This is a genomic window from Streptomyces sp. NPDC003697 (genome assembly GCF_053587115.1).
On the sequence record NZ_JBSFNN010000036.1, the window covers coordinates 1 to 26,843 of the forward strand.

Annotated in this window: 20 protein-coding genes and 1 pseudogene; 12 read left to right on the forward strand and 9 right to left on the reverse strand. The window is 73.3% G+C overall.

The genetic code is table 11. The features are described from left to right. Positions 1-83 precede the first annotated feature (83 nt). Positions 84-758 (reverse strand): Crp/Fnr family transcriptional regulator, encoded by a 675-nt coding sequence (locus ACWDNY_RS16545; protein WP_073947085.1) that lies wholly within the window; start codon positions 756-758, stop codon positions 84-86. Between the two features lie 275 nt (positions 759-1,033). On the opposite strand from ACWDNY_RS16545, the gene nth reads away from it, so the two are divergent. The 3 genes from nth to ACWDNY_RS16560 all read left to right on the forward strand — a co-directional run bounded on the left by nth (position 1,034) and on the right by ACWDNY_RS16560 (position 4,352). Next, complete coding sequence (nth, locus tag ACWDNY_RS16550) at positions 1,034-2,221, forward strand: endonuclease III (RefSeq protein ID WP_451646454.1); 1,188 nt, start codon at positions 1,034-1,036, stop codon at positions 2,219-2,221. Between the two features lie 138 nt (positions 2,222-2,359). Beyond that, complete coding sequence (locus ACWDNY_RS16555; protein ID WP_451646455.1) at positions 2,360-3,055, forward strand: NUDIX hydrolase; 696 nt, start codon at positions 2,360-2,362, stop codon at positions 3,053-3,055. A 97-nt stretch (positions 3,056-3,152) separates the two neighbouring features. Further along, positions 3,153-4,352 carry a MarP family serine protease gene (locus ACWDNY_RS16560; protein WP_451646456.1) on the forward strand — a complete coding sequence of 400 codons (1,200 nt, stop codon included), beginning with the start codon at positions 3,153-3,155 and terminating at the stop codon, positions 4,350-4,352. 427 nt (positions 4,353-4,779) lie between these two features. Here ACWDNY_RS16560 and ACWDNY_RS16565 read toward each other — a convergent pair whose 3' ends face one another. The 5 genes from ACWDNY_RS16565 to ACWDNY_RS16585 all read right to left on the reverse strand — a co-directional run bounded on the left by ACWDNY_RS16565 (position 4,780) and on the right by ACWDNY_RS16585 (position 12,712). Continuing rightward, a complete protein-coding gene (locus ACWDNY_RS16565) occupies positions 4,780-5,730 on the reverse strand; it encodes an alpha/beta fold hydrolase (protein ID WP_451646457.1) in 951 nt (316 codons plus the stop codon). Further along, positions 5,727-6,221 (reverse strand): phage holin family protein, encoded by a 495-nt coding sequence (locus ACWDNY_RS16570; RefSeq protein WP_451646458.1) that lies wholly within the window; start codon positions 6,219-6,221, stop codon positions 5,727-5,729. Before ACWDNY_RS16570 ends, ACWDNY_RS16565 begins: the two co-directional genes overlap by 4 nt. 69 nt (positions 6,222-6,290) lie before the next feature. Continuing rightward, positions 6,291-7,754: a Na+/H+ antiporter NhaA gene (nhaA, locus tag ACWDNY_RS16575; protein ID WP_451646459.1), complete on the reverse strand. Its 1,464-nt coding sequence runs from the start codon at positions 7,752-7,754 to the stop codon at positions 6,291-6,293. A gap of 199 nt (positions 7,755-7,953) precedes the next feature. Beyond that, on the reverse strand, positions 7,954-9,909 hold the full coding sequence (gene acs, locus ACWDNY_RS16580; RefSeq protein ID WP_451646460.1) for an acetate--CoA ligase: 1,956 nt from the start codon (positions 9,907-9,909) through the stop codon (positions 7,954-7,956). A 460-nt stretch (positions 9,910-10,369) separates the two neighbouring features. After that, positions 10,370-12,712 carry a SulP family inorganic anion transporter gene (locus tag ACWDNY_RS16585; RefSeq protein WP_451646461.1) on the reverse strand — a complete coding sequence of 781 codons (2,343 nt, stop codon included), beginning with the start codon at positions 12,710-12,712 and terminating at the stop codon, positions 10,370-10,372. Positions 12,713-13,057: 345 nt separating this feature from the next. On the opposite strand from ACWDNY_RS16585, the gene ACWDNY_RS16590 reads away from it, so the two are divergent. Continuing rightward, entirely contained in the window at positions 13,058-14,317 is a 1,260-nt protein-coding gene (locus ACWDNY_RS16590) for a hypothetical protein (RefSeq protein ID WP_451646462.1), read from the forward strand. Positions 14,318-14,426: 109 nt separating this feature from the next. On the opposite strand, the gene ACWDNY_RS16595 is transcribed toward ACWDNY_RS16590, so the two are convergent. Next, the gene (locus ACWDNY_RS16595; protein ID WP_451646463.1) at positions 14,427-15,407 is read right to left on the reverse strand and encodes an ATP-binding protein; all 981 of its coding nucleotides are present in this window, start codon (positions 15,405-15,407) and stop codon (positions 14,427-14,429) included. A gap of 147 nt (positions 15,408-15,554) precedes the next feature. On the opposite strand from ACWDNY_RS16595, the gene ACWDNY_RS16600 reads away from it, so the two are divergent. Further along, entirely contained in the window at positions 15,555-16,418 is an 864-nt protein-coding gene (locus tag ACWDNY_RS16600; protein ID WP_451646464.1) for an oxidoreductase, read from the forward strand. A 457-nt stretch (positions 16,419-16,875) separates the two neighbouring features. Here the strand turns inward: ACWDNY_RS16600 and ACWDNY_RS16605 are convergent, their stop codons facing one another. Next, positions 16,876-17,709: an HAD family hydrolase gene (locus ACWDNY_RS16605; RefSeq protein WP_451646465.1), complete on the reverse strand. Its 834-nt coding sequence runs from the start codon at positions 17,707-17,709 to the stop codon at positions 16,876-16,878. A gap of 579 nt (positions 17,710-18,288) precedes the next feature. Between ACWDNY_RS16605 and ssd the strand changes: the two genes are divergently transcribed. The 7 genes and pseudogenes from ssd to ACWDNY_RS16640 all read left to right on the forward strand — a co-directional run. Beyond that, positions 18,289-19,392: a septum site-determining protein Ssd gene (ssd, locus tag ACWDNY_RS16610; RefSeq protein ID WP_451646466.1), complete on the forward strand. Its 1,104-nt coding sequence runs from the start codon at positions 18,289-18,291 to the stop codon at positions 19,390-19,392. 506 nt (positions 19,393-19,898) lie between these two features. Continuing rightward, positions 19,899-21,071, forward strand: a complete 1,173-nt coding sequence (locus tag ACWDNY_RS16615) for a TadA family conjugal transfer-associated ATPase (RefSeq protein ID WP_451646467.1) — start codon at positions 19,899-19,901, stop codon at positions 21,069-21,071. After that, a complete protein-coding gene (locus ACWDNY_RS16620) occupies positions 21,064-21,939 on the forward strand; it encodes a type II secretion system F family protein (RefSeq protein WP_451646468.1) in 876 nt (291 codons plus the stop codon). The genes ACWDNY_RS16615 and ACWDNY_RS16620 overlap by 8 nt, the downstream gene beginning before the upstream one ends. 353 nt (positions 21,940-22,292) lie before the next feature. Next, entirely contained in the window at positions 22,293-23,042 is a 750-nt protein-coding gene (locus tag ACWDNY_RS16625; protein WP_451646496.1) for a type II secretion system F family protein, read from the forward strand. Positions 23,043-23,171: 129 nt separating this feature from the next. Beyond that, a complete protein-coding gene (locus ACWDNY_RS16630) occupies positions 23,172-23,363 on the forward strand; it encodes a DUF4244 domain-containing protein (protein WP_451646469.1) in 192 nt (63 codons plus the stop codon). Beyond that, the gene (locus tag ACWDNY_RS16635) at positions 23,350-23,715 is read left to right on the forward strand and encodes a TadE family type IV pilus minor pilin (RefSeq protein ID WP_451646470.1); all 366 of its coding nucleotides are present in this window, start codon (positions 23,350-23,352) and stop codon (positions 23,713-23,715) included. The genes ACWDNY_RS16630 and ACWDNY_RS16635 overlap by 14 nt, the downstream gene beginning before the upstream one ends. After that, positions 23,712-24,194: pseudogene (locus ACWDNY_RS16640) on the forward strand (Rv3654c family TadE-like protein); the annotation flags it as partial. The gene ACWDNY_RS16635 and the pseudogene ACWDNY_RS16640, both read left to right, overlap by 4 nt. Here the strand turns inward: ACWDNY_RS16640 and ACWDNY_RS16645 are convergent. Further along, on the reverse strand, positions 24,170-26,770 hold the full coding sequence (locus tag ACWDNY_RS16645) for a DEAD/DEAH box helicase (protein WP_451646471.1): 2,601 nt from the start codon (positions 26,768-26,770) through the stop codon (positions 24,170-24,172). The pseudogene ACWDNY_RS16640 and the gene ACWDNY_RS16645 overlap by 25 nt on opposite strands. Positions 26,771-26,843: the final 73 nt, after the last annotated feature.

Here is a 26,843-nt window from a genome sequence, read left to right on the forward strand (position 1 = left end):
TATTGAGCAGATAGCGCCAGTCGCCGGTGGTCCCGCCTCGTACGAGGCGGGACCACATCGGCGTACGACGGCAGGGTGCCGAGTCAGCGGGAGCGCTTGGCGAGCCGCTCCACGTCCAGCAGGATGACCGCGCGCGCCTCCAGCCGGAGCCAGCCGCGCTGGGCGAAGTCGGCCAGCGCCTTGTTCACGGTCTCGCGGGAGGCACCGACCAGCTGGGCCAGCTCCTCCTGCGTCAGGTCGTGCACGACGTGGATGCCCTCCTCGGACTGCACGCCGAAGCGACGGGAGAGGTCCAGCAGGGCGCGGGCCACACGGCCCGGCACGTCGGAGAAGACCAGGTCGGACATCTGGTCGTTGGTCTTGCGCAGGCGCCGCGCGACGGCGCGCAGGAGGGCGCCGGCCACCTCGGGCCGCGCGTTCAGCCAGGGCTGGAGGTCGCCGTGGCCGAGAGCCAGCAGCTTGACCTCGGTCAGGGCGGTCGCCGTCGCGGTGCGCGGGCCCGGGTCGAACAGCGACAGTTCGCCGATGAGCTCGCCGGGGCCGACCACGGCCAGCATGTTCTCGCGGCCGTCGGGGGACGTGCGGTGCAGCTTGACCTTGCCCTCGGTGACCACGTAGAGACGGTCGCCCGGGTCGCCCTCGTGGAACAGCGAGTCGCCGCGTGCGAGTGTCACCTCCGTCATGGAGGCGCGGAGCTCCGCGGCCTGCTCGTCGTCGAGCGCCGCGAAGAGCGGATTGCGCCGCAGAACGTCGTCCACGAGTTCTCTCCTTGTCGACCTGCTCAGGGGATGGTGCTCCCCCGTGTGTCAGGGGACCGTGTTCCCCATTTTGCCGGACGGTCCGAACAGTGTGATCTGTCACAAGGATGCCGCACAGGTGTCCCGGGGTAAGCGGCAGGGGGCCGATTGGGGGCCGATCTTCCAGGGCCGAAGCGGATCCCGGCGCCTCCCTTTAGGCTGGCCGAGTGTCCAAATCGCCGGTGAGAGCACAGAACGAGGGGGCTGCGCGGGTGGTTGTACGGAAGCGTTCCGCTGTGGGCGAACAAGAGCCCGAGGGCGGCGGGAAAGGTGCGAAGGCGGCGAAAGAGGTGCCCGCGAAGGGGTCGGCGCCCGCGGCAGGGGCCGCCGCGGGCGCCTCCGCGTCCGGAGGGACGGCCTCCGGGAGGAAGACCGCCGGGAGGAAGACCGCCGCAGGGAAGCCTTCCACCGCGCGGAAGACCGCCGCGAAGAAGACCGCCACGAAGAAGACCGCCACGAAGCAGACGACCGCCAGGCCCGCCGCGAAGGAGACCGCGAAGCCCTCCGCCGCGAAGAAGTCCGCCGCCGGCGGCGCCGCCCTGGTCAAGAAGGCCAGGCCGCCCCGGAAGGTGGCCATCGCGCCCGAGGTGGCCACGGTCCCGGTGAAGCAGGTCTCCGCGGAGAGGACCGTCGCCCCGAAGCCGCGGAAGGACGAGTCGCGCACCGCCCTCGTCCGACGCGCCCGCCGGATCGACCGCGAGCTGGCCGCGGTCTATCCGTACGCCCACCCCGAGCTGGACTTCGAGAACCCCTTCCAGCTGCTCGTCGCCACGGTCCTGTCGGCCCAGACCACAGACCTGAGGGTCAACCAGACCACGCCCGCGCTCTTCGCCGCGTACCCCACCCCCGAGGACCTGGCCGCCGCCAACCCGGAGGAGGTCGAGGAGATCCTCCGGCCCACCGGGTTCTTCCGGGCCAAGACCAAGTCGGTGATGGGCCTGTCGAAGGCGCTGGTGGAGGAGTTCGGCGGCGAGGTGCCGGGCCGGCTGGAGGACCTGGTCAAGCTGCCCGGGGTGGGCCGCAAGACCGCGTTCGTGGTCCTCGGCAACGCCTTCGGCCGCCCCGGCATCACCGTGGACACGCACTTCCAGCGGCTGGTGCGGCGCTGGCAGTGGACCGACGAGACCGACCCCGACAAGATCGAGGCGGCCGTCGGCGCGCTGTTCCCGAAAAGCGACTGGACCATGCTGTCGCACCATGTGATCTTCCACGGCCGCCGCATCTGCCACGCCCGCAAGCCCGCCTGCGGTGCCTGCCCGATCGCTCCGCTCTGCCCGGCCTACGGTGAGGGCGAGACCGACCCGGAGAAGGCGAGGAAGCTGCTGAAGTACGAGAAGGGCGGCTTCCCCGGCCAGCGCCTGAAGCCCCCGCAGGCGTATCTGGACGCGGGCGGCAGGCCGGCGCCGCCGCTGGGGGCCGGATGAGGGAAGCGGAGGGCCGCCGACTCGCGGCCCCTACGGAACACGGCAGCCCGGTCCGGGCCGGCGGGCGGCGGGTGCGCGGACCGGTGGAACGAACTCCGGCGACCGGGCGTTGGAGGCAGCAGGACGAGGGGGGTGGCGATGACGCGCGCGAGTGATACCCAGGGCGGCCGGGTGGCGCTCAGCAAGGAGGGCCTGCCCGGGTGGCTGGACCCGGTCGTGCGCGCGGTGGAGACGGTCCAGCCGGTCCAGCTCAGCCGCTTCCTGCCGCCGGAGGACGGCGCGGGACGCCAGTCCGCCGTCCTCATCCTCTTCGGCGAGGGGGAGCGGGGACCGGAGCTGCTGCTGATGGAACGGGCGAGTTCGCTGCGCTCGCATGCCGGCCAGCCGTCGTTCCCCGGTGGCGCCCTCGACCCCGAGGACGGCGACCCGGAGGGCGACGGACCGCTGCGGGCCGCCCTGCGCGAGGCCGAGGAGGAGACCGGACTCGATCCGGACGGGGTCCAGCTGTTCGGCGTGCTGCCGAGGCTCTACATCCCGGTCAGCGGCTTCGTCGTCACGCCCGTGCTCGGCTGGTGGCGTGAGCCCAGCCCGGTCGGCGTCGTCGATCCCGCCGAGACGGCCCGGGTGTTCACGGTGCCCGTGGCGGATCTCACGAACCCGGCGCACCGTGCCACGGCCGTCCACCCCAGAGGCCACCGGGGCCCGGCATTCCTGGTCGAATCGGCCCTCGTATGGGGGTTCACGGCCGGGATCATCGACCGCCTGCTCCACTTCGCGGGCTGGGAGCTGCCCTGGGACCGCGGCAAGCAGGTCCCACTCGACTGGCGGTCATGACAGGGTGGGGGTCCGTGCCGTCCCGCCGGAGGGACGCACCCCAGGTCCCCGGCCGGCCCGTGGTGAGACGGAAGAAGATGAGGCGAGGCTCGAAGCGGTGAACGTGCTGGACATCCTGCTGCTGGTCGCCGCTGTGTGGTTCGCGGTCGTCGGCTATCGCCAGGGTTTCGTGGTCGGCATCCTGTCGGTGGTCGGCTTCCTGGGCGGCGGCCTCGTCGCCGTCTACGCCCTCCCGGCCATCTGGGACGCCCTGACGGACGACTCGGCGGTCGGCACGACCGCCGCTGTCGTCGCCGTCGTCGTCGTCATCGTGTGCGCGTCGGTCGGACAGGCGCTCACCACGCACCTGGGCAACAAGCTGCGCGTGCACATCACCTGGTCCCCGGCCCGCGCCCTGGACGCCACGGGCGGTGCCCTGGTCAACGTCGTCGCCATGCTGCTGGTCGCCTGGCTCATCGGCTCCGCCCTGGCCGGCACGACGCTGCCGACGCTGGGCAAGGAGGTCCGCACCTCCAAGGTGCTGCTCGGCGTCTCGCGGGCGCTGCCCGCCCAGGCGGACACCTGGTTCGCCGACTTCTCCTCGGTGCTCGCGCAGAACGGCTTCCCGCAGGTCTTCAGCCCGTTCGCGAACGAGCCGATCAACGAGGTGCGGCCGCCGGATGCGGCCCTCGCGAACAGTGTTGTCGCCGCCCGGGCCAAGCGGTCCGTGGTCAAGGTGATGGGCACCGCCGAGAGCTGCGGCAAGGTCCTCGAAGGCAGCGGCTTCGTCTTCGACGACCGCCGGGTCATGACCAACGCGCACGTCGTCGGCGGCGTCGACGAGCCCACCGTCCAGATAGGCGGCGAGGGTGAGAAGTACGACGCGAAGGTCGTCCTCTACGACTGGCGGCGCGACATCGCCGTCCTCGACGTGCCGGACCTGAAGGCGCCGGCGCTGAAGTTCACGTCCACCGACGCGCGCGGCGGCGACAGCGCGATCGTCGCCGGCTTCCCGGAGAACGGCGCCTACGACGTCCGCGCGGCCCGCCTGCGGGGACGCATCACGGCCAACGGCCCGGACATCTATCACCGCGGGACCGTCCGCCGTGACGTGTACTCGCTGTACGCCGTCGTCCGCCAGGGCAACTCGGGCGGCCCGCTGCTCACGCCCGACGGCAAGGTCTACGGCGTGGTGTTCGCGAAGTCCCTCGACGACGCGGAGACCGGCTACGCGCTCACGGCCGACGAGATCCGGCAGGACATCACCGAGGGGCGCACCGCGAACCAGCAGGTGGGCAGCGACGCCTGCGCGCTGTGAGGCGCGGGTGGCCCGTCTCCGGGACGCTCACCCGAGCGCGCGGCGCCCGGACGGTCCGCTTCCGCGAGGAACGGGAGTCTGCGCGCGGGGCGCCGGCCCCTGTCCGCGGGGGGCGGTCGGAGGTCAGTCGCGTGCGTGACGGAGCCGTACCGAGACCCAGCGTGCCCGGCGGCGCAGAATGTGCGGGATCCCCACCCGGTCCGTGCCCGGCATCTGCGGTCCGCCCCGCCGGTGGGAACTGAGGCCACCCGTCGAGCGGTGGTCGTGTGCCGCGTCACTGTAGTCGTGCGTCCAGCCCATACCCGGACCTCTGCCCCTGCGCGAAGGTCGATAACCTCCCGGCGGCTCCCCAATTGGCCTATGCGCCGGGCACATAACCGCTGCGCGCACAGGTGTTCGCGTCCGGGGGCCGTGTCCGTCCGATCCGTCAGCGGTCGGGTTCGGGATCCTTCAGCCAGTTGACCAGTTCGGTGGAGAACGCGACCGGGTCCTCCTCGTGCGGGAAGTGGCCCAGCCCGTCGAACAGCCGCCAGCGGTAGGGCGCTTCGACGTACTCCCCGGAACCGGCCGCGCTGCGGGTGCGCTGCACCGGGTCCAGCGAGCCGTGCAGGTGCAGGGTGGGCACGCGCACGGGCCGCTTCATGCGCCGGTAGAACTGGATGCCGTCGGGGCGGGCCAGGGAGCGCACCATCCACCGGTACGGCTCGATCGAGCAGTGCGCCGTCGACGGGATGCAGATGGCGCGGCGGTACGTCTCCACGGCGTCGTCGTCCGGCAGCCGCGGTCCGGACCAGTCCCGCACCAGGCGGGCCACGAGCGCGCCGTCGTCGGCCGTCAGCTGCCGCTCCGGGATCCAGGGCCGCTGGAACCCCCAGATGTAGGAGCCGGCGGCCGTCTGCCGGACGTCGGTCAGCATCGCCGAGCGCCAGCGCCGGGGGTGCGGCATCGACGCGACCGCGAGGCGGCGGACCAGCTTGGGGCGCATCGCGGCCGCCGTCCACGCCAGGTAGCCGCCCAGGTCGTGGCCGACCAGGGCGGCGTCCGGCTCACCGAGCGAGCGGATCACGCCGGTGATGTCGAGGGCGAGGTTGGCGGGGTCGTAGCCGCGGGGTGTGCGGTCGCTGCCGCCCACGCCCCGCAGGTCCATGGCGACGGCCCGGAAGCCCGCGTCGGCGAGCGCGACGAGCTGGTGGCGCCAGGTCCACCAGAACTGCGGGAAGCCGTGCAGCAGCAGCACCAGCGGTCCGTCGCCGAGCTCGGCGATGTGGAAGCGCGCGCCGTTGGCGGCGACGTCGCGGTGGGTCACCTCGGTCCCGCAGGGCAGGCCGATCCGTACGACCGACGTGGGGTGCGCCGAAGGGGTGGCTGGGTCCGTCATGACGACGAGCGTGCCACACCTTCGACAGCCTCCGGGGCCCGCGCCTCCAGAGCCGGGGTCTCGGGGCGCGGGTGCGGCTTGGCCTTCTGCAGGACGCCGGCCGTCTCCTTCATGGACGCGGCGACCTTCTGCGGGCCCTTGCCCCTCTTGGCCTTCTTCGCGAAGACGACGCCGATCAGCGCGAGGAAGGCGGCGACGAGGACGTTGGCGGCGAAGGACAGCAGGAAGCAGACCGCGAGGTTCCAGCCGCTCCATGTACGGATGCCGTAGGCCAGGGCGAAGTTGAGCATGGGCAGGGAGAACAGCAGGAGCACCCCGGCCGCGCTGAACGCGCCGCCGCTCGTCGCGCCGCGCTTGACGTCACGCTTGAGCTGGGCCTTGGCCAGGGCGATCTCGTCATGCACCAGTGCCGACAATTCGGTCGTCGCCGAAGCGACCAGCTGGCCGATGCTGCGTTCGGCACCGACCGGGCTGCCGTCGGGTGCGCTCATCGCGGTCTCCCTCATCTGTCTGCGTCTGTCCGGCTGGACACGGTCCTGCTTTTGTACCGTCCCGTCAGATCATGCCGGACTGTCGTTCTCCTCGCCTGCCCCGCCCGGTACTTCGGCAAGCCGTCTCTCCCGTTCGGCGGCCCTGACCGCGGCGAGGTGGCGGTGCTCGGCGGCCTTCCGCTCGTGGATCCCGGCCATCCGTAGGTGGTACGCGGGATCGTCCTCCTCGTAGACGTCGGGGACGCCGTCGAGGTCCTCGTCCCGGTCCTCGGCCTCGCAGAGCCGGCGGTAGCGGGTGTTGCGCATCTTCAGCAGCACCGTGGCCAGCGTCGCGGCGATCACGGAGCCGGTGAGGACGGCGGCCTTGACCTCGTCCGTCATCACCGCGTCGCCCTCGAACGCCAGCTCGCCGATGAGCAGGGAGACGGTGAAGCCGATCCCGGCGAGCGAGGCCACCGCGAACAGGTCGGCCCAGGCCAGGTCCTCGCTGAGCGAGGCCCGGGTGAAGCGCGCGGTGAGCCAGGTGCCGCCGAAGACGCCGACCGTCTTGCCGACGACGAGGCCGAGGACCACGCCGAGCGTCTCCGGCTTGGTGAACACGTCCGAGAGCGCGTCGCCGGAGAGGGAGACACCGGCGCTGAACAGCGCGAACAGCGGCACGGCGAGGCCCGCCGACAACGGCCGTACGAGATGCTCGACGCGCTCGCCGGGGGAGTGGTCCTCCTGTCGCGGGCCGTCCGGCCCGGTGGTCTCACGCCGGGTGCAGCGCAGCATCAGGCCCATGGCGACACCGGCGATGGTGGCGTGGACGCCGCTGGTGTACATCAGTCCCCAGACGACCACGGCGAGCGGGACGTACACGTACCAGCCGCGCACGCCCTTCCGCAGCAGCAGCCAGAAGACGATCAGGCCGGCCACCGCCCCGCCGAGGGCGACGAAGTCCAGCCGCTCGGTGAAGAAGACGGCGATGATCAGGATGGCGCACAGGTCGTCGACGACGGCGAGCGTCAGCAGGAAGGCGCGCAGGGCGTTCGGCAGCGAGGTGCCGATGACGGCGAGCACGGCGAGCGCGAACGCGATGTCGGTCGCCGTGGGCACCGCCCAGCCGGCGAGCGATCCGCCCGCGGTGGCGGTGGTGACCGTGTAGACGGCGGCGGGGACCGCCATACCGGCGAGCGCGGCGACCACGGGCAGGACGGCCGCCTTGGGATCGCGCAGGTCACCGGCGACCAGTTCGCGTTTCAGCTCGATGCCGGCGACGAAGAAGAAGATCGCGAGCAAGCCGTCGGCCGCCCAGTGCTCGACGGACAGCCGCAGCCCGAGGGCGGAGGGCCCGAAGGAGAAGTGGGAGACGGTCTCGTAGCTGTCGTGCAGCCCGGGGACGTTGGCCCACAGCAGGGCGGCGACCGCGGCGACGAGCAGCAGCACACCGCCGACGGTCTCGGTGCGCAGCGCGTCCGCGACGAAGGTCCGCTCGGGCAGGGACAGGCGTCCCAGTACCTTGCGGGCGGCGTTGGTGGCGGGGATGGTCACGGCGGAGACCTCCGGTCGGTGGGCAGCACGCGTCTCATGCCGACCAGACTTCCCGGCGCACCTATGACGATCTTCTCGTATGACATTGTCCCCGGTCCACCGGGGATCTGCCGGGGCCGCCCCGATCCTCGGGTCCTCGGGGCGAACACGCGAGGAGGCACCCGGCGTGCTGGTCACCGGGTGCCCCTCTGCTCCGTGCTCAGTCCTCGCTGGACGACGTCGGCAGCTTCGACTGGATGAGGTCCATGACCGTCGAGTCGGTCAGCGTCGTGACGTCACCGAGCTGCCGGTTCTCCGCCACGTCCCGCAGCAGACGGCGCATGATCTTGCCGGAGCGTGTCTTCGGCAGCTCCGCCACCGGCAGGATCCGCTTCGGCTTGGTGATCGGGCCGAGCGTGGTGCCGACGTGGTTGCGCAGTTCGGCGACCAGTTCCTCGGTCTCCGTGGCCGTGCCGCGCAGGATCACGAAGGCGACGATGGCCTGGCCGGTCGTCTCGTCCACGGCGCCGACGACGGCGGCCTCGGCCACCGACGGGTGCGACACGAGCGCGGACTCGACCTCGGTGGTGGAGATGTTGTGGCCGGACACGAGCATCACGTCGTCGACGCGCCCGAGGAGCCAGATGTCGCCGTCCTCGTCCTTCTTGGCGCCGTCACCGGCGAAGTACCTGCCCTCGAAACGCGACCAGTAGGTGTCGATGAAGCGCTGGTCGTCGCCCCAGATGGTGCGGAGCATCGACGGCCACGGCTCGGTGAGCACCAGGTAGCCGCCACCGCCGTCGGGCACCTCGTTCGCCTCGTCGTCGACGACCGTCGCCGCGATGCCGGGCAGCGGCCGCTGGGCCGAGCCGGGCTTGGCCTCGGTGACGCCCGGCAGCGGCGAGATCATCATCGCGCCGGTCTCGGTCTGCCACCAGGTATCGACGACGGGGGTGCGGTCGGCGCCGATGTTCTTGCGGTACCAGATCCACGCCTCGGGGTTGATCGGCTCGCCGACCGAGCCCAGCACGCGCAGCGAGGACAGGTCGAACTTCGCGGGGATGTCGTCGCCCCACTTCATGAACGTCCGGATGGCGGTCGGCGCGGTGTAGAGGATGCTCACGCCGTACTTCTGCACGATCTCCCAGAACCGCCCCTGGTGCGGGGTGTCGGGCGTGCCCTCGTACATGACCTGCGTCGCGCCGTTGGCGAGCGGGCCGTACACGATGTACGAGTGGCCGGTGACCCAGCCGACGTCGGCGGTGCACCAGTAGACGTCGGTCTCCGGCTTGAGGTCGAAGACGGCCCAGTGGGTGTAGGCCACCTGTGTGAGGTAGCCGCCGGAGGTGTGCAGGATGCCCTTGGGCCTGCCCGTCGTGCCGGAGGTGTACAGGATGAACAGCGGGTGCTCCGCGTCGAACGCCTCGGGCGTGTGCTCGGCGGACTGCCGGTCGACGAGCTCGTGCCACCAGACGTCCCGGCCCTCGGTCCAGGCGACCTCCTGGCCGGTGCGGCGGACGACGAGCACGTGCTCGACGGTCTCCACGCGCTCGACCGCCTCGTCGACGGCAGGCTTCAGCGCGGACGGCTTGCCGCGGCGGTAGCCGCCGTCGGAGGTGATGACGACCCGGGCGTCGGCGTCCTGGATGCGGGTGGCGAGCGCGTCGGCCGAGAAGCCGCCGAAGACCACGGAGTGCGCGGCGCCGATCCGGGCGCAGGCCAGCATGGCGATCGCCGTCTCCGCGATCATCGGCATGTAGATCGCGACCCGGTCGCCCTTGCGCACACCGAGTTCCAGCAGGGCGTTCGCGGCCCTGGACACCTCGTCCTTGAGCTCGGCGTAGGTGATGGCGCGGCTGTCGCCGGGCTCGCCCTCGAAGTGGATCGCGACGCGGTCGCCGTGACCGGCCTCCACGTGCCGGTCGACGCAGTTGTACGCCACGTTCAGCGTGCCGTCCTTGAACCACTTGGCGAACGGCGGGTTCGACCAGTCGAGGGTCTCGGTGGGCTCCTGGGCCCAGGTCAGGCGGCGGGCCTGCTCGGCCCAGAAGCCGAGCCTGTCAGCCTTGGCCTGTTCGTACGCCTCTGCCGTGACGTTGGCGTTCGCGGCCAGGTCAGCGGGCGGCGCGAAGCGTCGCTCCTCCTTCAAGAGGTTGGCCAGGCTTTCGTTGCTCACGACATCTCCCTTTCCCAGGGTGTCCGTTGTGTCCCAGTGCCACACCTCATCAGACCCAGGGGCCCGCTGACAAGGGTCGACGGGAAATTGGTTTAGACCTGTGTGGGGCCGTGAACAGGACGTTCACGGACATATCGATGCCTGTGAACGGCGCGTGCGTCGGCCTCGACGGTCGGCGTCATCCGTTCCCACGGATGCCCGGCCGCCCCGGTTCAGCATGCCCGCCGGCGGGCCCGGCAGCCGCCGCACGGTTGCGGGTGTGTCGCCGGGCGCGTGCGGCGGGCGGACGGCGGGGGCGGTGCGTCTTGCGGGCGGCGCGTGGGGGTCGCCGGTGCCGGTGCCGTTCACGGTTCCGGGCTGTGCGGAAGTCGCCGGTGCCGGTTCCCGCGTGCGGGGAGCCGGCCGGCGCCGGTTCCGGCCCGCGCCGAGCGCGCCGGTACCGGTGCCGCACCGGACGTCCTCAGGCCGGGCTGGGCAGGTCCTGAGCCGCCTCCACGTCGGTGAACACCTCGTTGCCGTCCTCCGCCCCCGCCAGCAGGTACGCCTGCGCCTCGCCCACGTGGAAGTACATCCCGTGCAGCTCCAGCGTCCCGGCCCGCAGGGCCCTGGCAACCGAGTCGTGGGCGCGCAGGTGCTCCAGCTGCTGGACGACGTTGGTCAGGCACAGCCGCTCGGCCTCGTCGGCCGGCGGGCGCCCCGACAGCCGGGGCTCGGGGCGGCCGTCGTCGGTCATCCGCTCCAGGCTGGGCCGCCCGTGCCGCAGCCAGCGCCCGAGCGGTGTCCCGGGCTTCTCGTGGGCCGAGCCGAGCAGGGCCTGCATGGCCCCGCACCCGGAGTGCCCGCACACCGTGATGGAGCGGACCTGGAGCACGTCCACGGCGTACTCGATCGCCGCCGCCACCGAGTCGTCGCCGTCCTCGCCGGCCGGCGGCACGAGGTTGCCCACGTTCCGCACGACGAAGAGGTCGCCCGGGCCACTGGAGGTGATCATGGACGTCACCAGTCGCGAGTCGGCGCAGGTGAGAAAGAGCTGGGACGGCTGCTGACCCTCTCGCGCCAGGCGCGCGAGCTCGTCCCGCACGAGCGGCGCGGTGTTGCGGTGGAACGCGCTGATGCCGCGCGCCAGTGCCTGTCCGCTCGGACCCGCGACGGCAGGTCCGGATGTGTCGGCGCCGCCCTCCGGCGCCGCCGGCAGCGGGCGTCCGCACTGGTGGTTGCGCCAGGGCGTCCAGGGCCGGCAGCGGCAGCCGCCGGAGTCCGCCGGCTCGGCGAGGCGCACACCGGTCCGGCGGCCGGTCAGTTCGACGGAGCCGCCGTGCGCGGTGTGCGTCCGGCGCCAGTCCTGCAGCGACTCGTACGCGGCGTGGTCCATGAACGAGCCGTCCAGCGCGACGACCGCGGCGGCGCCCTGGGGCACGTGGTGCAGGATCCGGCTGAGCCGAGGGACTGCGAGGAAGGTCAACTGCCCCCGGACGTGCACGTGATGGACTCCGTCGCGCTCCTCGTGGGTGATGCGGGTGTGGGCGAGGCGGTTCAGGGCGACGCCGACGGCTGCGGCGACCCCGAGCGCCACGCCCGCCAGGACGCCGAGGGCCACCACGCCGAGGGTCGTGACGGCGTAGACCAGCACCTCCCGGTGCCGGGTCACCGTGCGGATGTGGTGCAGGGACACCATCTGGACGCCGACGGCCATCACCAGGGCGGCGAGCGAGGCGAGCGGGATGAACTCCAGGACGGGGACCATCAGCAGTGTGGCGACGACCACGAGAGCGCCGTGCAGCATCGTGGAGTTCCGGCTCACGGCACCCGCGCGCACGTTCGCCGTACTGCGCACGGCCACCCCTGCGACCGGCAGTCCGCCGAGCGCTCCGGAGACGACGTTGGCGGCGCCCTGCCCGAGCAGTTCACGGTCCAGGTCGGAGCGTCCGACCCCGGTGGCCGGCGCGGTGCGTCCGGCGACCAGCTTGTCCACGGCGACGGCGCCGAGCAGCGACTGCACGCTGCACACCAGGGTGGTGCTGAGGACGGCGGTGAGGAGGCCGAGCACCGGTCCTTCGGGCAGGCCGGCCAGGGCGTGGCTGCTCCATGACGGCAGGTCGACCCGGGGCAGGCTCAGCCCCAGGAGCGCCGCCGCGGCGGTGGCTCCGGCGACCGCGACAAGCGCGGCCGGCACCTTGGTCAGGAGCCGTCCGGCCCGGCCGGGAAGCCGCGGCCAGAGCAGCAGCAGGGCGAGGGTCAGCACGCTCACGGACACGGAGTCGGGGTGCAGCCCGGCCAACTGGGCGGGCAGGGCGAGCAGGTTGTCGACCACGGAGCTCTGCGGGCTGCCGCCGAGGACGATGTGCAGCTGGGCGACGGCGATGGTGACGCCGATGCCGGCCAGCATCCCGTGCACCACGGCGGGACTGACGGCCAGTGCCGAACGGGCCACCCGCAGGCAGCCGAGTCCGAGTTGGGCGAGCCCGGCGAGCACGGTGATGGCGCACGTCGTACGCCATCCGTAGCGGTGGATCAGGTCGGCGGTGACGACCGTGAGGCCGGCGGCGGGGCCGCTGACCTGGAGCGGGGAGCCGCCGAGCCGGCCGGCGACCAGTCCGCCCACGGCGGCGGCGACCAGGCCGGCCTGGAGCGGGGCGCCGGTGGCGAGGGCGATGCCGAGGGACAGGGGCAGGGCGATCAGGAAGACCGCGACGGCGGCGGACACATCGGCGCCCGCGACGCGGAAGCGGCGGCGGCCGGGTGGCGCGCTGTGGTGCTGGTGCCGGGGCGAGTGGTCGGTGCGGGTCGGAACGCAGGCTGACATGGTTCCCGTCTCCTCCGGGGCGGCGCGGTCGCGGATCTGGTGGTCCCCGCGATGTGGCGGGGTCGGGGTCGCGGCCGTGGGTCACGGCGTGCAGCGGCGGGATGGATCAACTGAATCAACGATCGGTAAAGCGATCGTAATGCCAAGTAAAGCCCATGCATGGATTACCTGCGCGAATGGGGCACTGATTCACCTCGACGTGTGAAGCGGGTTTTTTATCGGCTTGTCGTACTAATTCCTTCTCCGCTCCGTGCGACGTTGGCGGCGCTGCCGGCCGGCCCCGGCACGCGCCCAGCACGCGCCGTCCTCGGCGTCGGACGAGAGAAGGAAGAAGGTGGGCGGAACATGGCCGCCACCCAGAGGTTCGCCGTCGGCGCCGTCGTCGCCGCGGCCTGTGCCTCGTCGCTCGCCGGGTGCGCGAGCGGCACCGACGGTCCCCAACCGACAGCGCACGGACCCCGGAACGGCGCCCCGGCGCCGCAGAGCGTCACCCGCCTGATCGGCGACGGCTCCACCGCGTACACCGGGGCGCAGCCGAACCTGCCCAGACCGGAGCGGCTGCGGCCCGGTCAGAAACCCCCGCAGTTCGTGGTGTTCTCCTGGGACGGCGCGGGGGAGGACAGCCAGCGGCTCTTCTCCCACTTCCGCGAGGTCGCCAGGGCCAACAACGCGACGATGACGTACTTCCTCAGCGGCCTGTACCTGCTGCCCCGGGACAAGCGCGGCCTCTACCGGCCGCCGCAACACGCCCCGGGCAGCTCCGAGATCGGCTTCAACGACGAGAAGGGCATCGCCGACACCGTCGAACAGCTGCGTCTGGCGTGGCTGGAGGGCAACGAGATCGGCACCCACTTCAACGGCCACTTCTGCGGCGAGAACGGCGGCGTCGGCCAGTGGTCGGTCGAGGACTGGAAGAGTGAGATCTCCCAGGCCAAGGAGTTCGTGAAGCACTGGAAGACCAACACCGGCATGACGAGAGCGGCTCCGCTGCCCTTCGACTACGACAAGGAGCTCGTCGGCGCCCGCACTCCCTGCCTCGAGGGCCGGCAGAACTTCCTGCGAGCGGCCGGGGAACTGGGCTTCCGCTACGACACCAGCGGCGTCAGCAACCAGGTGTGGCCCGGCAGGAAGGAGGGCCTGTGGGACCTGTCGATGCAGCTGGTGCCCTTCCCCGGACACTCCTTCGAGCAACTCGCCATGGACTACAACTTCATGGTCAACCAGTCCGGCACCAAGACCCAGGGCGACCCGGCCAAGTTCGACCAGTGGGGCGACCAGATGCGGGACGGCCTGCTCAGGGGCTTCTACCGCGCCTACGACGGAAACCGGGCGCCGCTGATCATCGGCAACCACTTCGAGTCCTGGAACGGCGGCACCTACATGCGGGCCGTCGAGGAGGTCGTCAGGGAGGTGTGCAACAAGCCCGACGTGCGCTGCGTCTCCTTCCGGCAGCTGGCCGACTGGCTGGACGCCCAGGACCCGCAGACCCTTCGGAAGCTGCGAAGCCTGGGTGTCGGCGAGGCACCGAAGGAGCGCTGGGCGTCCTTCCTGCCGGACGGCCCCGCTCCGGCGCCCAAGGGGGTCCCCGGAGCGCCCAGGCCCTGAGTGCGCTGTCCGGGTACGGCCGGCGGGCGGTGGTTGGGTCCCGTGCCACGCGTCGCACCGGCCGCCGCGACCCGTCCGGGCGGGTGGGGACGGGAACCCCGAGCCGTCGTCAGACGGATGCGGTGGCGCCCTCGCCGAGGACGAACCCGGGGTCGACCTGCGCCGCCAGGTCGGTCCCGGTGCGCTCGTTGCCCCAGGAGGCGGCGTTCTTCAGGTGGAAGTGCACCATCTGGCGGGTGTAGTGGTCCCAGTCGCGCAGCTCGTACGTCGCGTCGGCGGCGACCTCGAGTGTCCGCAGGGCGCGGCGGTTGGCGTCCTCCAGGAGCGGGAACCGGGGCGGCCGGCCCTTCTCCATGGCGCGCACCCAGTCGGACTGCCCGACCGTCACGACCAGGTCCTCGCCGACCTCGGCGCGAAGGAAGTCGAGGTCGTCCTGGCCCTGCACCTTGTTGCCGACGACCCTGAGGACGACGCCGAAGTCGTGGGCGTACTGCTTGTACTGGCGGTAGACGGAGACCCCCTTCCGGGTCGGCTCGGCGACGAGGAACGTGATGTCGAAGCGGGTGAACATCCCGGAGGCGAAGGAGTCCGAACCCGCCGTCATGTCGACCACGACGTACTCGCCGCGGCCGTCCACCAGGTGGTTCAGGAACAGCTCCACCGCTCCCGTCTTGGAGTGGTAGCAGGCGACCCCCAGGTCGGCGTCCGTGAAGGAGCCGGTGACCATCAAACGGACGGTGCCGCCGTCGAGTTCCACCTCGCGCGCGCACGCCTCGTACACCGGGTTGTCCTCCCGCACCCGCAGCAGCCGCGAGCCTTCCCCGGGCGGCGTGGTCTTGATCATCGTCTCCGCTGAGGCGATGCGCGGGTTGGTGCCGCGCAGCCAGTCCTTGATCAGCGGCAGCCGGTCGCCCATCGCGGGCAGTGCGGCGGTCTCCGCCTCCTCGAGGCCGAGGGCGGCTCCGAGGTGCTGGTTGATGTCGGCGTCGACCGCGACGACCGGTGCGCCGGCCGCGGCCAGGTGGCGGATGAAGAGGGAGGACAGAGTGGTCTTGCCGCTGCCGCCCTTCCCGACGAAAGCAATTTTCATGTTCACCAAGGGTAGTGCGACCGTCGCGGTACGTGACCGTGGGCCGGGAAAGACCACTCCTTCGTGGGGTCCGGCACCGGGTGGGGGTTTGGACCTCCGGGGGAGTGGGGCCCGCGCGGCCGGGTGCGGGCGCGTAGGGTCGTACTCATGAGTACGACAGGCGGGGCCGTTGATCCTCCCCCGAACTCTCGCACCGCCCCGCGCAAGGGGGACGCCCTCGCGGCCCTGGGCTCGCTGCCCGGTGTGGCCGACTCGGTGGAGTCCGTGCGCAAGGCCGTGGACCGGGTGTACGGGCACCGGATCATGCGGCGCCGGAGCAACGAGATCACCTCCGAGGCAGCCCTGCGCGGCGCACGTGGCTCAGCGGCGCTGTCGGACGCCGACTGGGCCCTCGAGGAGGTGCGCCGGCGCACCGACTTCAGCGGGGACGACGAGGCGCGGGTGGTGGGCGCGGCACTGCGACTCACGGCCGAGGCGGGCCAACTGCTGTCCATCTGGCGCCAGTCGCCGCTGCGGGTCCTGGCCCGGCTGCACCTGGTGGCCGCGGCCGGCAAGGACGACGCGGTCGGACGTCCGCGCCTGGCGGGCGAGGACGTCGACGAGCCGCTGATCGAGCTGCCGTTGCCGAGCGCGGCCGAGGTCTCCGGGCGCCTGGAGGGCCTGTCGGAGCTGCTCCTGGCGGGCAGTTCCGCGCCCGCCCTGGTCATGGCGGCCGTCGTGCACGGCGAACTCCTGGCCCTGCGCCCCTTCGCCTCCCACAACGGCCTGGTCGCGCGCGCGGCCGAGCGCGTCGTGCTGGTCGGCAGCGGCCTGGACCCGAAGTCGGTATGCCCGGCGGAGGTCGGCCACGCCGAACTGGGCCGCGCGGCCTACCGCAAGGCGCTCGACGGCTATGTCTCCGGCACCCCGCAGGGCATGGCCGCCTGGATCGCCCACTGCGGCCGCGCCGTGGAACTCGGCGCACGGGAGTCCACGGCGGTGTGCGAGGCGCTGCAGCGCGGCGCCGCGTGACCGCACGCCGGGTGTGTACCGGCAGGGACACGCCGGGTCGCGCCCGGGGTGGACGTGCGGGGAGGCCTCGGCATGGGCGAGCCCCTCGCGGGGGCTGCGCAGAAATGCGGCGGTACGAGCTCTCGTACCGCCGCTGGCATGCTCGCCGAGTTACCAGGCGTCCTCGATATCTGGCCCATCAGGTCGGGATCGTTGCCCGTCACCTGGTGCGGCTGGCCCGTAATCGACGGGTCGACGTCGCGTGGGTGCCCGGTGTTCATGCTCGGTCCGCGGGGCCAAGTGCGTCATGAAGGTGATCCTCTCGGATGTCCCTCCGGTCTCGCGGGCCGTTGACTCCTTTGTACTGCACGGGCGGAGCAAGTGAAACCCCTGCCTACAGTTCTTTACTTTCTGGTGCGAAGCGGAAGGAAACGGACGCCGGAGGGTGTCACCCGGTCGGCGCGACGGCCGGTTCTCGTCACAGCACCGCGCCCCGGCGCCGGTTCGCGTACCAGACGAGTCCCGCGGTGGCCGCCGCCGCGCCTATCGCCGCGACCGCCACGAGGGCCGGGCGCGGCGGTACGGAGAACGCGGGCAGCCGCTGCTTGAGCCGCACCGGCCGGTGGAAGTCGAGGACCGGCCAGCCGCGGACGAGCGCCTCCCGCCGCAGTGCGCGGTCCGGGTTGACGGCGTGCGGGTGCCCGACCGACTCCAGCATGGGCAGGTCGGTCGCCGAGTCGCTGTAGGCGTAGCAGCGGTCGAGGTCGTAGCCCTCCGACTCGGCCAGCGCCTTGATCGCCTCGGCCTTCGTCGGGCCGTAGGCGTAGTACTCCACCTCGCCGGTGAAGCAGCCGTCCTCGCCCACCACCATCCGGGTGGCGACGACGCGGTCGGCGCCCAGCAGTTCGCCGATCGGCTCGACCACCTCCGCGCCGGACGTGGACACGATGACGACGTCGCGTCCGGCCGTGTGGTGCCCCTCGATGAGGGACGCGGCCTCGTCGTAGATGATCGGGTCGATGAGGTCGTGCAGCGTCTCGGCGACGATCTCCTTGACCTGCTGCACGTTCCAGCCGCGGCACAGCGCGGACAGGTACGCGCGCATCCGCTCCATCTGGTCGTGGTCGGCGCCGCCGGCCAGGAACACGAACTGGGCGTATGCGGTGCGCAGGACGGCCCTGCGGTTGATCAGTCCGCCTTGGTAGAAGGACTTGCTGAAGGTGAGCGTGCTCGACTTCGCAATGACCGTCTTGTCCAGATCGAAGAAGGCCGCCGTACGGGGCGAGGAGTGGTTTTCCACGCCCCCGAGCATAGGGGCAGCCCATTCGGCGTAAGGTGGGCGTGTGGGTTTGCCTGAGAGGGCTCTCGGGTACACCATGGAAGTCACGGATCGTTCGCGACCGTGCTAACCCGGTCCGACTCCTCCCCCCCCGAGTCGGCCGTGGAGACGACCCCCGCTCTCCCCCCCGGCGGGGGTCGTCGCATGTCCGGGTGCGTTTCTCCCCCTTCCTCTCGTGATCGCGTCCTGGTGCGCGACGGCTGCGGGTGTCGTGTGCCCCGCGACCTCGCCGATTACCGTGTGTAACCGCAGCGCTGCGGTGCGGATACCGGGCGGGAGTGGGCCGGGGGGTCACCGGTATGGGTGATGGCGATATTCACAGCCGTGGGGTTGTCCACAGATTTCGACCAAGATCCACATGATTTCCCGCATCGCTGCACCGTGATTCCAGCGCGCTCCGCTTCCGGCGACTTTTCAGCCGTTCCCGATTGCCGGGCGCGTATGGCCGATTCGTATCGGCCGTCCATATGAAGGCCGCTTGCCGGTTCTTCACATGGTCGTGATTCGCGGGCCGCAGGGGCCGCGCGAGCCAAGCAGCGAAGGGGGAGGCCCGTGCCCGGGACCGTCACACACGACCCACCGCCCGCCGCCGGAGGCCGGCAGGGCGGACCACTGATCGTCACGGAGGACACCGAACTCCTCGACGACCTGCTGCGCCTGTGCGCGGCGGCGGGCGCCACGCCCGAGGTGCACCACGGGCTGCCCGAACGCCGGGGCGCCTGGGAAGCCGCGCCGCTGGTCCTGGTCGGGGACGACGCCGCACGGCGGGTCCGCGGCGCCGTGCGGCGGAACGGAGTCGTGCTCGTCGGCCGCGACCAGGACGACTCCGGGGTCTGGCGGCGTGCCGTCGAGATCGGTGCCGACCACGTACTGGTGCTGCCCGACGGAGAGCAGTGGCTGGTCGACCGCATCGCGGACGTCGCCGAGGGCGTCGGCCGGCCCGCGCTCACCGTCGGCGTCATCGGCGGCCGCGGCGGCGCCGGAGCGTCCACACTGGCCTGCGCGCTCGCCGTCACCGCCGCCCGCGAGGGGCTGCGCACACTCCTGGTGGACGCGGACCCGCTGGGCGGCGGCCTGGACGTGCTGCTCGGTGGGGAGACGGCCGAGGGGCTGCGCTGGCCCGCGTTCGCCGCCTCGCGCGGGAGGGTCGGCGGCGGCGCCCTGGAGGAGTCGCTGCCCGAACTGCACGCGCTGCGGGTGCTCAGCTGGGACCGCGGCGACTGCGTCGCCGTTCCGCCCCAGGCCGTCCGGGCGGTGCTGGCCGCCGCCCGCCGCCGCGGCGGCGTGGTGGTGGTCGACCTGCCGCGCCGCGTCGACGAGGGGGTCGCCGAGGTCCTCGCCCAACTCGACGTCGGACTGCTCGTGGTGCCGGCCGAGCTGCGCGCCGTCGCGGCCGCCGGGCGGGTGGCCTCCGCCGTCGGGATGGTCCTGCGCGACCTGCGGGTGGCGGTACGCGGACCGTACGCGCCGGGACTGGACGACGGCGAGGTGGCCCGGCTGCTGGGACTGCCGCTGGCCGGCGAGGTGCCCGTGGAGTCCGGGCTGCGCCGATCGGGCGACGGCGGGAGGCCACCCGGCGCCGCCGCGCGCGGACCGCTGGCCCGGTTCTGCACGGCGTTCTGGGAGCGGGCGCTGATCGAGGCGGGTGCCGCATGAGGGCGCCGGCCGGACCGGCCGGCACCGGGGAGCCCGCGTGGCCGGGTGGCCCTGGGTACGGGGCTGTGGAGTCTGGGTCGCCGGGCCGTCCTGGAAACGGGCCTGCGGGGCCTCGGGCGTCGGACGGCCGTGGGCAGGGGGCTGCGGCGCCTCGGCTTTCGGGCGATCCCCGGAAGGGGGCTGCGGTGCGTCCGCTTTCGGGCGCCCGGAACGGGGCTGTGGGGCGCGAGTGGCCGGTCGGTGGTGGAGGCGGGTCTGCGGGACCAGGCTCGTCGATCGGCCCTGGAAATGCGCCCGCCGGGTCAGGGTGGTCGGGCGGACGGGGAACCGGGGCGGTTCCGTCCGGGTGGTCCGGCGGCCGTGGCCACGACGCCGCGGGGCTCGGCCGCACGGGCAGCCGTGGGAACGGGACTGCGGTCTTCCGCACGCCGGGCGGACCTGGAAACGGGCCTGTGCAGCCTGACTGGCCCAGGTCCGGGTCCGGGTCCGGACCCGCCGGGCCAGAGATGTGCGCCGATCTGCTGGACGGCGTGCGCCGGTGGCTCGCCCGGAGCGGGGCTGATCCGACGCCCGCCCGGGTGGCACAGGCGCTGCGGGAGCAGGGCCGTGTGCTCGGTGACGCGGAGGTCCTCGGGGCGGCCGAGCAACTGCGGTCCGAGCTGATCGGCAGCGGTCCGCTGGAGCCGTTGCTCGCCGATCCCTCGGTGACCGACGTCCTCGTCTCGGCCCCCGATCGGGTGTGGGTGGACCGGGGCGGCGGTCTGGAGCGGACCACCGTCGCCTTCCCCGACGCGGGGGCCGTGCGACGCCTCGCCCAACGCCTGGCCGCCGTGGCCGGACGACGCCTCGACGACGCCCGGCCGTGGGTCGACGCGCGCCTGCCCGACGGCACCCGGTTGCACGCGGTGCTGCCCCCCGTCGCCGTCGGCTGCACCTGCCTGTCCCTGCGGGTGGTCCGGCCGCGCGCGTTCACGCTGGAGGAACTGGTGGCGGCGGGCACGGTCCCGCCGGGCGGTGACCGGGTGCTGGGCGCGCTGATGGAGGCGCGGGTGTCCTTCCTCGTCAGCGGCGGGACCGGCACCGGCAAGACCACGCTGCTCAGTGCCCTGCTGGGGCTGGCCGGACCGGGCGAGCGGATCGTGCTCGCCGAGGACTCCGCGGAGCTGCGGCCCGACCACCCGCATGTCGTCCGGTTGGAGACCAGACCCGCCAACCAGGAGGGTGCGGGCTTGGTCACCCTGGAGGACCTGGTACGGCAGGCACTGCGGATGCGACCGGACAGGCTGGTCGTCGGCGAGGTGCGCGGTGGTGAGGTCGTCCATCTCCTGGCCGCGCTGAACACGGGCCACGAAGGAGGGTGCGGCACCGTGCACGCCAACGCGGCCGCGGACGTCCCCGCCCGCCTTGAGGCGCTGGGAACGGCCGGCGGGCTGGACCGGGCCGCGCTGCACAGCCAGCTCGCGGCCGCCCTGTCGGTGGTGCTGCACCTGGTGCGGGACCGCTCCGGGCGGCGGCGGATCGCCGAGGTGCGGGTGCTGGAGCGGGACGCGTCCGGACTGGTGCGGACGGTTCCGGCGCTGCGCTGGGGCGCGGAGTCGTTCGTGCGGGAGCGGGGCTGGGAGCGGTTGCGGGGGCTGCTCCACGCGGGATCCGGAGGAGGCGGTGAGCGCGATGGCTGACACGACGTCCGGAGGGCGGCTGCTCCTCGCTGCGGCGGTGGGGTGTGCCGGGGCGGTGGTCTGGCTGGGCGGCGGGCACGGCGCAGCGCGGCGGGCGCGGCTGCTGTTCGCCGGCGGCGGGTCGGTGGCCACCGGGCCGCCCTGGCGGGACCGGGCCGTCGGCGTGCTGCGGCGGGTCGGCGGACGGTGCGGGGCGGAATGGTGGCCGCCGGCCGCCGGGCTGGTGCTGGCACTGCTGGGCGCCTCGGTGCTGCCCGCCGTCGCGGGGGCGGCCGGTGTGCCGTGGCTGCGCCGGGCGCGGCTCGCACGGGCGGCGCGACGGGAGGCGGAACGGCGCGTGGACGCGGTGATCGCCCTGTGCGGGGCGCTCGCCGGGCAGGTGAGGGCCGGCCGGCAACCGGGCGAGGCGCTGCTGCACGCGACCCGGGACGCGGGCGGCCTCGGAGACGCACAGGTCGCGGTGCTGGCGGCGGCCCGGTTCGGTGGGGACGTGCCCGGTGCGCTCGCCGCGGCCGCCCGGCAGCCGGGAGCCGAAGGACTGCTGGGCCTGGCCGCATGCTGGCGGGTCGCCGTCGACCAGGGCGCGGGACTGGCGGCCGGACTTGACCGGCTGGAGGCGGCGCTGCGGGCGGAACGGGACCAGCGTGCCGATCTGCGCGCCCAACTGTCGGGCGCCCGGGCCACGGCAGTGATGCTCGCGGCCCTGCCCGCCCTGGGCCTGCTGCTCGGCACGGCCATGGGAGCCGATCCTCTGCACGTGCTGCTGCACACGGGAGCGGGGCTGGGCTGTCTGGTGGCCGGTGGGGTGCTGGAAGCGGTGGGCCTGTGGTGGGCCCTGACGGTCGTACGGAGGGCGGAGGCGGCATGAGCGGGGAGTTTGTCCACAGACTGGGGACGGTGGTGGGTGTACTGCTCGCCCTGGGGCTGCCGGCGCGGTGGCTGTCGGCGGCCCGCCAGGAGCGCAGAGCGCGGCGCCGGCTGGACGGCCTGCTGCCGGGGAGGCCGGGATCCCTCTCGGACACGGGCGCGATGACGGCGGCCGGGCGAGATGCGGTGACGGGTGCGGCGGCCGGGGCCAGGCCGGGCCCGGCGGCGGAGGCGAGGCCGGGCCTGGGACGGGCGGCGGTGGCCGCTGCGGTGACGGGCCTGGGACGGGCGTCGGCGGCCGAGGCGCCACGGGCCGGGGCGGGGCCGGGTACGTGGCCGTGGCTGCGGTCAGGGATGAGGCGGGGGGTGAGGCGGCACATACGGACGGTCGCGACGCCGCATCTCGGGCCGGGGGCGGGAGGGCGGCCGGCGAGGCGTACGGGGCCGTCCCCTGGCGGGCCGTACCCGGGGGCGTGGGCCCAGGTGTGGTCCGGCGCCCGGAGGTGGCTGCCTCCGGCCGGGGCGGTGAGCGCCGGGTGGGTGCTCGCCGGAGGGTTCCTCGGCATCGCACTCGGGCTGGCCGCCGCGACCGGGCTGAGGTGGTGGAGCATGCACCGGACGGCATCCGGCGCCGGGGAAGCAGGGGAGGCGGCCGAGGCCGCCCGGACCCTACCGCTCGCCGCCGACCTGCTGGCGGCCTGCATCGCGGCCGGTGCCGGCCCCGTGGTCGCCGCCCAGGCCGTCGGCGAGGCGCTGGCGGGCCCGGTCGGGGACGGGCTGGCGCGGGGAGCCGCGGAGGTACGGCTGGGCGGTGAACCGGCCGATGCCTGGCGGCGGCTCGCCTCGCTGCCGGGAGCTGAGGCGCTGGCACGGCTGCTGCAGCGCGCGGACGAATCCGGGCTCCCCGCGGCCGGCCCGGTGGCGAGGTTCGCCGCCGACGCCCGCGCCGACCGGGCGCGCGCCGCGACCGCCCGCGCCCGCCGGGCGGCCGTCCTCGTCACCGCGCCGGTGGGACTGTGCTTCCTGCCCGCCTTCGTCGCGGTCGGCGTGCTGCCCGTGGTGATCGGCCTGGCCGGTGGGGTGCTGAGAGGAGGTGGTGGCTGAGGGAGCGGCCGGGCGGAGAGGGCCGGGCAGAGACCGGCCGAGGACGACGGTGAGGGGTCCCAGACGACGAGTCGACGGACGCACCGGCAGACGGATCGACCAAGAGAACGAGACCTCACGGGGGTTGAGATGTACGGAAAGGTTCGGGCACGGCTGAGTGCCCTGCTGCGCCGCGACGCGGGAATGGTCACGTCCGAGTACGCGATGGGCATCATCGCGGCGGTGGCGTTCGCCGTGCTGCTGTACGAGGTGGTGACGAGCGGGCAGGTCAAGACGGAACTGCAGAACATCGTGAAGCGAGCGCTCAGTGCGCGGATGTGAACGCAGGGCCGACCGCGGCTTCGTGACGGCGGAGGCGGCCACGGCCCTGCCCGTGCTGGTGCTGGTCGTCACGACACTGGTGTGGGGACTGCTGGTCGTGCTCGCACAGATCCAGTGCGTGGACGCGGCCCGGGTGGGTGCCCGGGCCGCCGCCCGCCAGGATCCGGACAGCGCGGTCACACAGGCGGCGCGCGAGGCGGCACCGCGCGGGGCGAAGGTCACGGTGACCAGGGTCGGGGAACACGTCCGCGTGGTCGTCGCGGCCACCCCGCCGGGAATGGGCGTCCTGCCCTTCGAACTGCGGGAGGAAGCGGTGGCGGAGGCCGAGGAGAGGGTGGGAGCCGGATCATGAAGGGCTCCGTCGGAAAGGGGACCGCCGGGGGAGGCGGCTCTGAGGCGGATGGGACCACCGCGAGTGAGCGGTTCGCCGACCGCGGTTCCGCCACCGTCTGGAGCGTCGGCGCGGTCGCCGTGCTGTGTGTGGTGTTCGGCGTCGGACTGGCCCTCGGACAGGCCGTGGTGACCCGGCACCGCGCGGCCGGCGCCGCCGACCTCGCGGCGCTTGCGGCGGCGGACCACTGGGCCGAGGGCGGCACCGCGGCCTGCGCCCGGGCGGACCGGGTGGCGCGGGCACAGGGGACGCGGCTCGTCCGGTGCGCGGTCGTGGGGGAGACCTCGGACGTCACGGCGGTGTCGGACAGGGGGCCGTTCTCGGCGGAGGTGAGGGCGAGGGCCGGTCCACCGGATCCACTCCCGCCCGACTCACCGGGCCCGCTTCCGCCCGGCGCCCAGGGCTTGCGTTCGCCTCAGCGCCCGCGCCCGTCAGCGAGGCCCGCGACGCCCTCCGCGCCGGCCCCGGCCTCCTTGCCCCGGGTCTCCTCCGTCTGCTCCCGCTCCGCCCCGGCCGCTTCGTCCTTGTCGCCGTCCCTCTCGTCCTGCTGGGCCCTCTCGTCCTTCTCCTGCGGGGCCCCCTTCAGCAGCACCGTCAGCAGACGCACAGCCCCTCGCTTGTGCAGCGGGTCGTTGCCGTTGCCGCACTTGGGGGACTGGATGCACGACGGGCAGCCGGAGTCGCACTCACAGGAGGCTATGGCCTCGCGGGTGGCGCTGAGCCAGGCCCGCGCGGTGTGGAAGGCGCGCTCGGCGAAACCCGCACCGCCGGGGTGGCCGTCGTAGACGAACACCGTCGGCAGCAGCGTGTCGGGATGGAGCGGAACGGAGACCCCGCCGATGTCCCAGCGGTCGCAGGTCGCGAACAGCGGCAGCATGCCGATGGACGCGTGCTCGGCGGCGTGCAGGGAGCCGCCGAGGATCTCCGGGTTGATCCGGGCCTCGTCCAGCTGGTCCTCGGTGACCGTCCACCACACCGCCCGCGTGCGCAGCGTCCGGGGAGGGAGGTCGAGCTTCGTCTCACCCAGCACCTCACCGGTGATGACCCGTCGGCGCAGGAAGGAGACGACCTGGTTGGTGACCTCGACGGTGCCGTAGCACAGCCGGCCGTCGCCCCACGGCACCTCGACGTCCGTCTCCAGGACGGCGATGGCCGTCGTGTCGCGGGCGACCGTGGTGTACGGCGGAGTGGCCTCCTCGACCAGGGCGACCGAGTCGTCCAGGTCGAGCCGGCGCACCAGGTACGTACGGCCCTGGTGCAGGTGGATCGCGCCCTCGTGCACCGTCGCGTGCGCGGCGCCCTCGTCGACCGTGCCGAGCAGCCGCCCGGTGGCGGCCTCGACGATCTGCACCGGGCGCCCGCCCCCGCCCCGGATGTCGGTGAGGTCCGCGGCCCGTTCACGGCGCGTCCAGTGCCAGGCCTTCGTCCGCCGGCGCAGCAGCTTCGCGGCCTCCAGCTGCGGCAGCAACTCCGCGCCGGCGGGCCCGAACAGCTCGACGTCCTCGTCGGTCAGCGGCAGTTCGGCGGCGGCCGCGCACAGGTGGGGGGCCAGGACGTACGGGTTGTCCGGGTCGAGGACGGTGGACTCCACCGGCTGGTCGAACAGGGCCTCGGGGTGGTGGACGAGGAAGGTGTCCAGCGGATCGTCGCGCGCGACCAGCACCGCCAGCGCGCCCTGCCCGGCGCGGCCGGCCCGGCCCGCCTGCTGCCACAGGGACGCCCGGGTCCCGGGGTAGCCGGCGATCACGACGGCGTCCAGGCCCGACACGTCGATGCCGAGTTCCAGCGCGGTCGTCGCGGCGAGGCCGAGGAGTTCGCCGGAGTGCAGGGCGCGTTCGAGGGCGCGGCGCTCCTCGGGGAGGTAGCCGCCGCGATAGGCCGCCACGCGCCCGGCCAGCGACCGGTCGACCTCGGTCAGCCGCTCCTGGGCGATCACCGAGATCAGCTCGGCGCCGCGCCGGGAGCGGACGAAGGCGACCGAGCGCACGCCCTGCAGGGTCAGGTCGGTCAGCAGGTCGGCCGTCTCGGCGGTGGCGGTGCGGCGGACGGGTGCACCCCGCTCGCCCTGGAGTTCGGTGAGCGGCGGCTCCCACAGAGCGAACACCAGTTCACCGCGCGGCGAGGCGTCGTCGGCGACCTCCACGACGGGCAGCCCGGTCAGCCGACGTGCCGCCACGGCGGGCTCTGCGGCGGTCGCCGAGGCCAGCAGGAAGACGGGCGACGCGCCGTAGCGCGCGCACAGCCTGCGCAGTCGGCGCAGCACCTGGGCGACGTGCGAGCCGAAGACACCCCGGTAGGTGTGGCACTCGTCGATGACGACGTACTTCAGCGCGCGCAGGAAGGAGGACCAGCGGGGGTGCGAGGGCAGGATGCCCCGGTGCAGCATGTCGGGGTTGGTCAGCACGTAGGTGGCGTACTGGCGGATCCACTCCCGCTCCTCGAACGGGGTGTCGCCGTCGTACACCGCCGCGCGCACGGCGGTGCCCAGAGGCTGGGCCAGCCCCTTCACCGAGCGGCACTGGTCGGCCGCCAGGGCCTTGGTCGGGGCCAGATAGAGGGCGGTGGCGCCGCGGCCGTTCGGGGCCTCGGAGCCGTCCAGCAGCGTCGACAGCACCGGGACGAGGTACGCCAGGGACTTGCCGGAGGCCGTGCCGGTGGCGACCACCACCGAGTCGCCGTCCAGGGCGTGCTCCGCCGCGCGCGCCTGGTGCGACCAGGGGTGTTCGACGCCGCAGGCCTGCACCGCCGCGACGACCTCCGGGCGAATCCGGTCGGGCCAGACGGCATGGCGGCCCGCACGCGGGGGCAAGTGCTCCGTATGAGTGATGCGCGCAGCCCGGCTCGGGCCCGAGGCGAGCCGGTCCAGGATCGTGCTCGGGGCGGGGCGGGACGCGCTGTCCGTCGGGGACCGATCGGATCGGTGATTCTTGGCCATCGGCACCGAGTGTGTCACCGGCATGACGGACAATGGAGCCAAGGCGTCGTGCACGCCTGCCGGTAAGTGATTGAATGCCATCGCGGCTGGCGAACCGTCCCGGGGGCTCTGCCGAGGTGTCCCGAGGGGCGACCGCTCGATAGCAAGGTGCTGG

What these genes read in the sequence shown, in the direction of transcription:
- ACWDNY_RS16555 (WP_451646455.1), top strand. Translation starts at nt 2,360, where the DNA reads ATGACGCGCGCGAGTGATACCCAGGGCGGCCGGGTGGCGCTCAGCAAG.
- ACWDNY_RS16565 (WP_451646457.1), bottom strand. Translation starts at nt 5,730, where the DNA reads ATGACGGACCCAGCCACCCCTTCGGCGCACCCCACGTCGGTCGTACGG.
- ACWDNY_RS16570 (WP_451646458.1), bottom strand. Translation starts at nt 6,221, where the DNA reads ATGAGCGCACCCGACGGCAGCCCGGTCGGTGCCGAACGCAGCATCGGC.
- ACWDNY_RS16585 (WP_451646461.1), bottom strand. Translation starts at nt 12,712, where the DNA reads ATGTCAGCCTGCGTTCCGACCCGCACCGACCACTCGCCCCGGCACCAG.
- ACWDNY_RS16590 (WP_451646462.1), top strand. Translation starts at nt 13,058, where the DNA reads ATGGCCGCCACCCAGAGGTTCGCCGTCGGCGCCGTCGTCGCCGCGGCC.
- ACWDNY_RS16595 (WP_451646463.1), bottom strand. Translation starts at nt 15,407, where the DNA reads ATGAAAATTGCTTTCGTCGGGAAGGGCGGCAGCGGCAAGACCACTCTG.
- ACWDNY_RS16600 (WP_451646464.1), top strand. Translation starts at nt 15,555, where the DNA reads ATGAGTACGACAGGCGGGGCCGTTGATCCTCCCCCGAACTCTCGCACC.
- ACWDNY_RS16605 (WP_451646465.1), bottom strand. Translation starts at nt 17,709, where the DNA reads ATGCTCGGGGGCGTGGAAAACCACTCCTCGCCCCGTACGGCGGCCTTC.
- ACWDNY_RS16615 (WP_451646467.1), top strand. Translation starts at nt 19,899, where the DNA reads ATGTGCGCCGATCTGCTGGACGGCGTGCGCCGGTGGCTCGCCCGGAGC.
- ACWDNY_RS16620 (WP_451646468.1), top strand. Translation starts at nt 21,064, where the DNA reads ATGGCTGACACGACGTCCGGAGGGCGGCTGCTCCTCGCTGCGGCGGTG.
- ACWDNY_RS16625 (WP_451646496.1), top strand. Translation starts at nt 22,293, where the DNA reads ATGAGGCGGGGGGTGAGGCGGCACATACGGACGGTCGCGACGCCGCAT.
- ACWDNY_RS16630 (WP_451646469.1), top strand. Translation starts at nt 23,172, where the DNA reads ATGTACGGAAAGGTTCGGGCACGGCTGAGTGCCCTGCTGCGCCGCGAC.
- ACWDNY_RS16645 (WP_451646471.1), bottom strand. Translation starts at nt 26,770, where the DNA reads ATGGCATTCAATCACTTACCGGCAGGCGTGCACGACGCCTTGGCTCCA.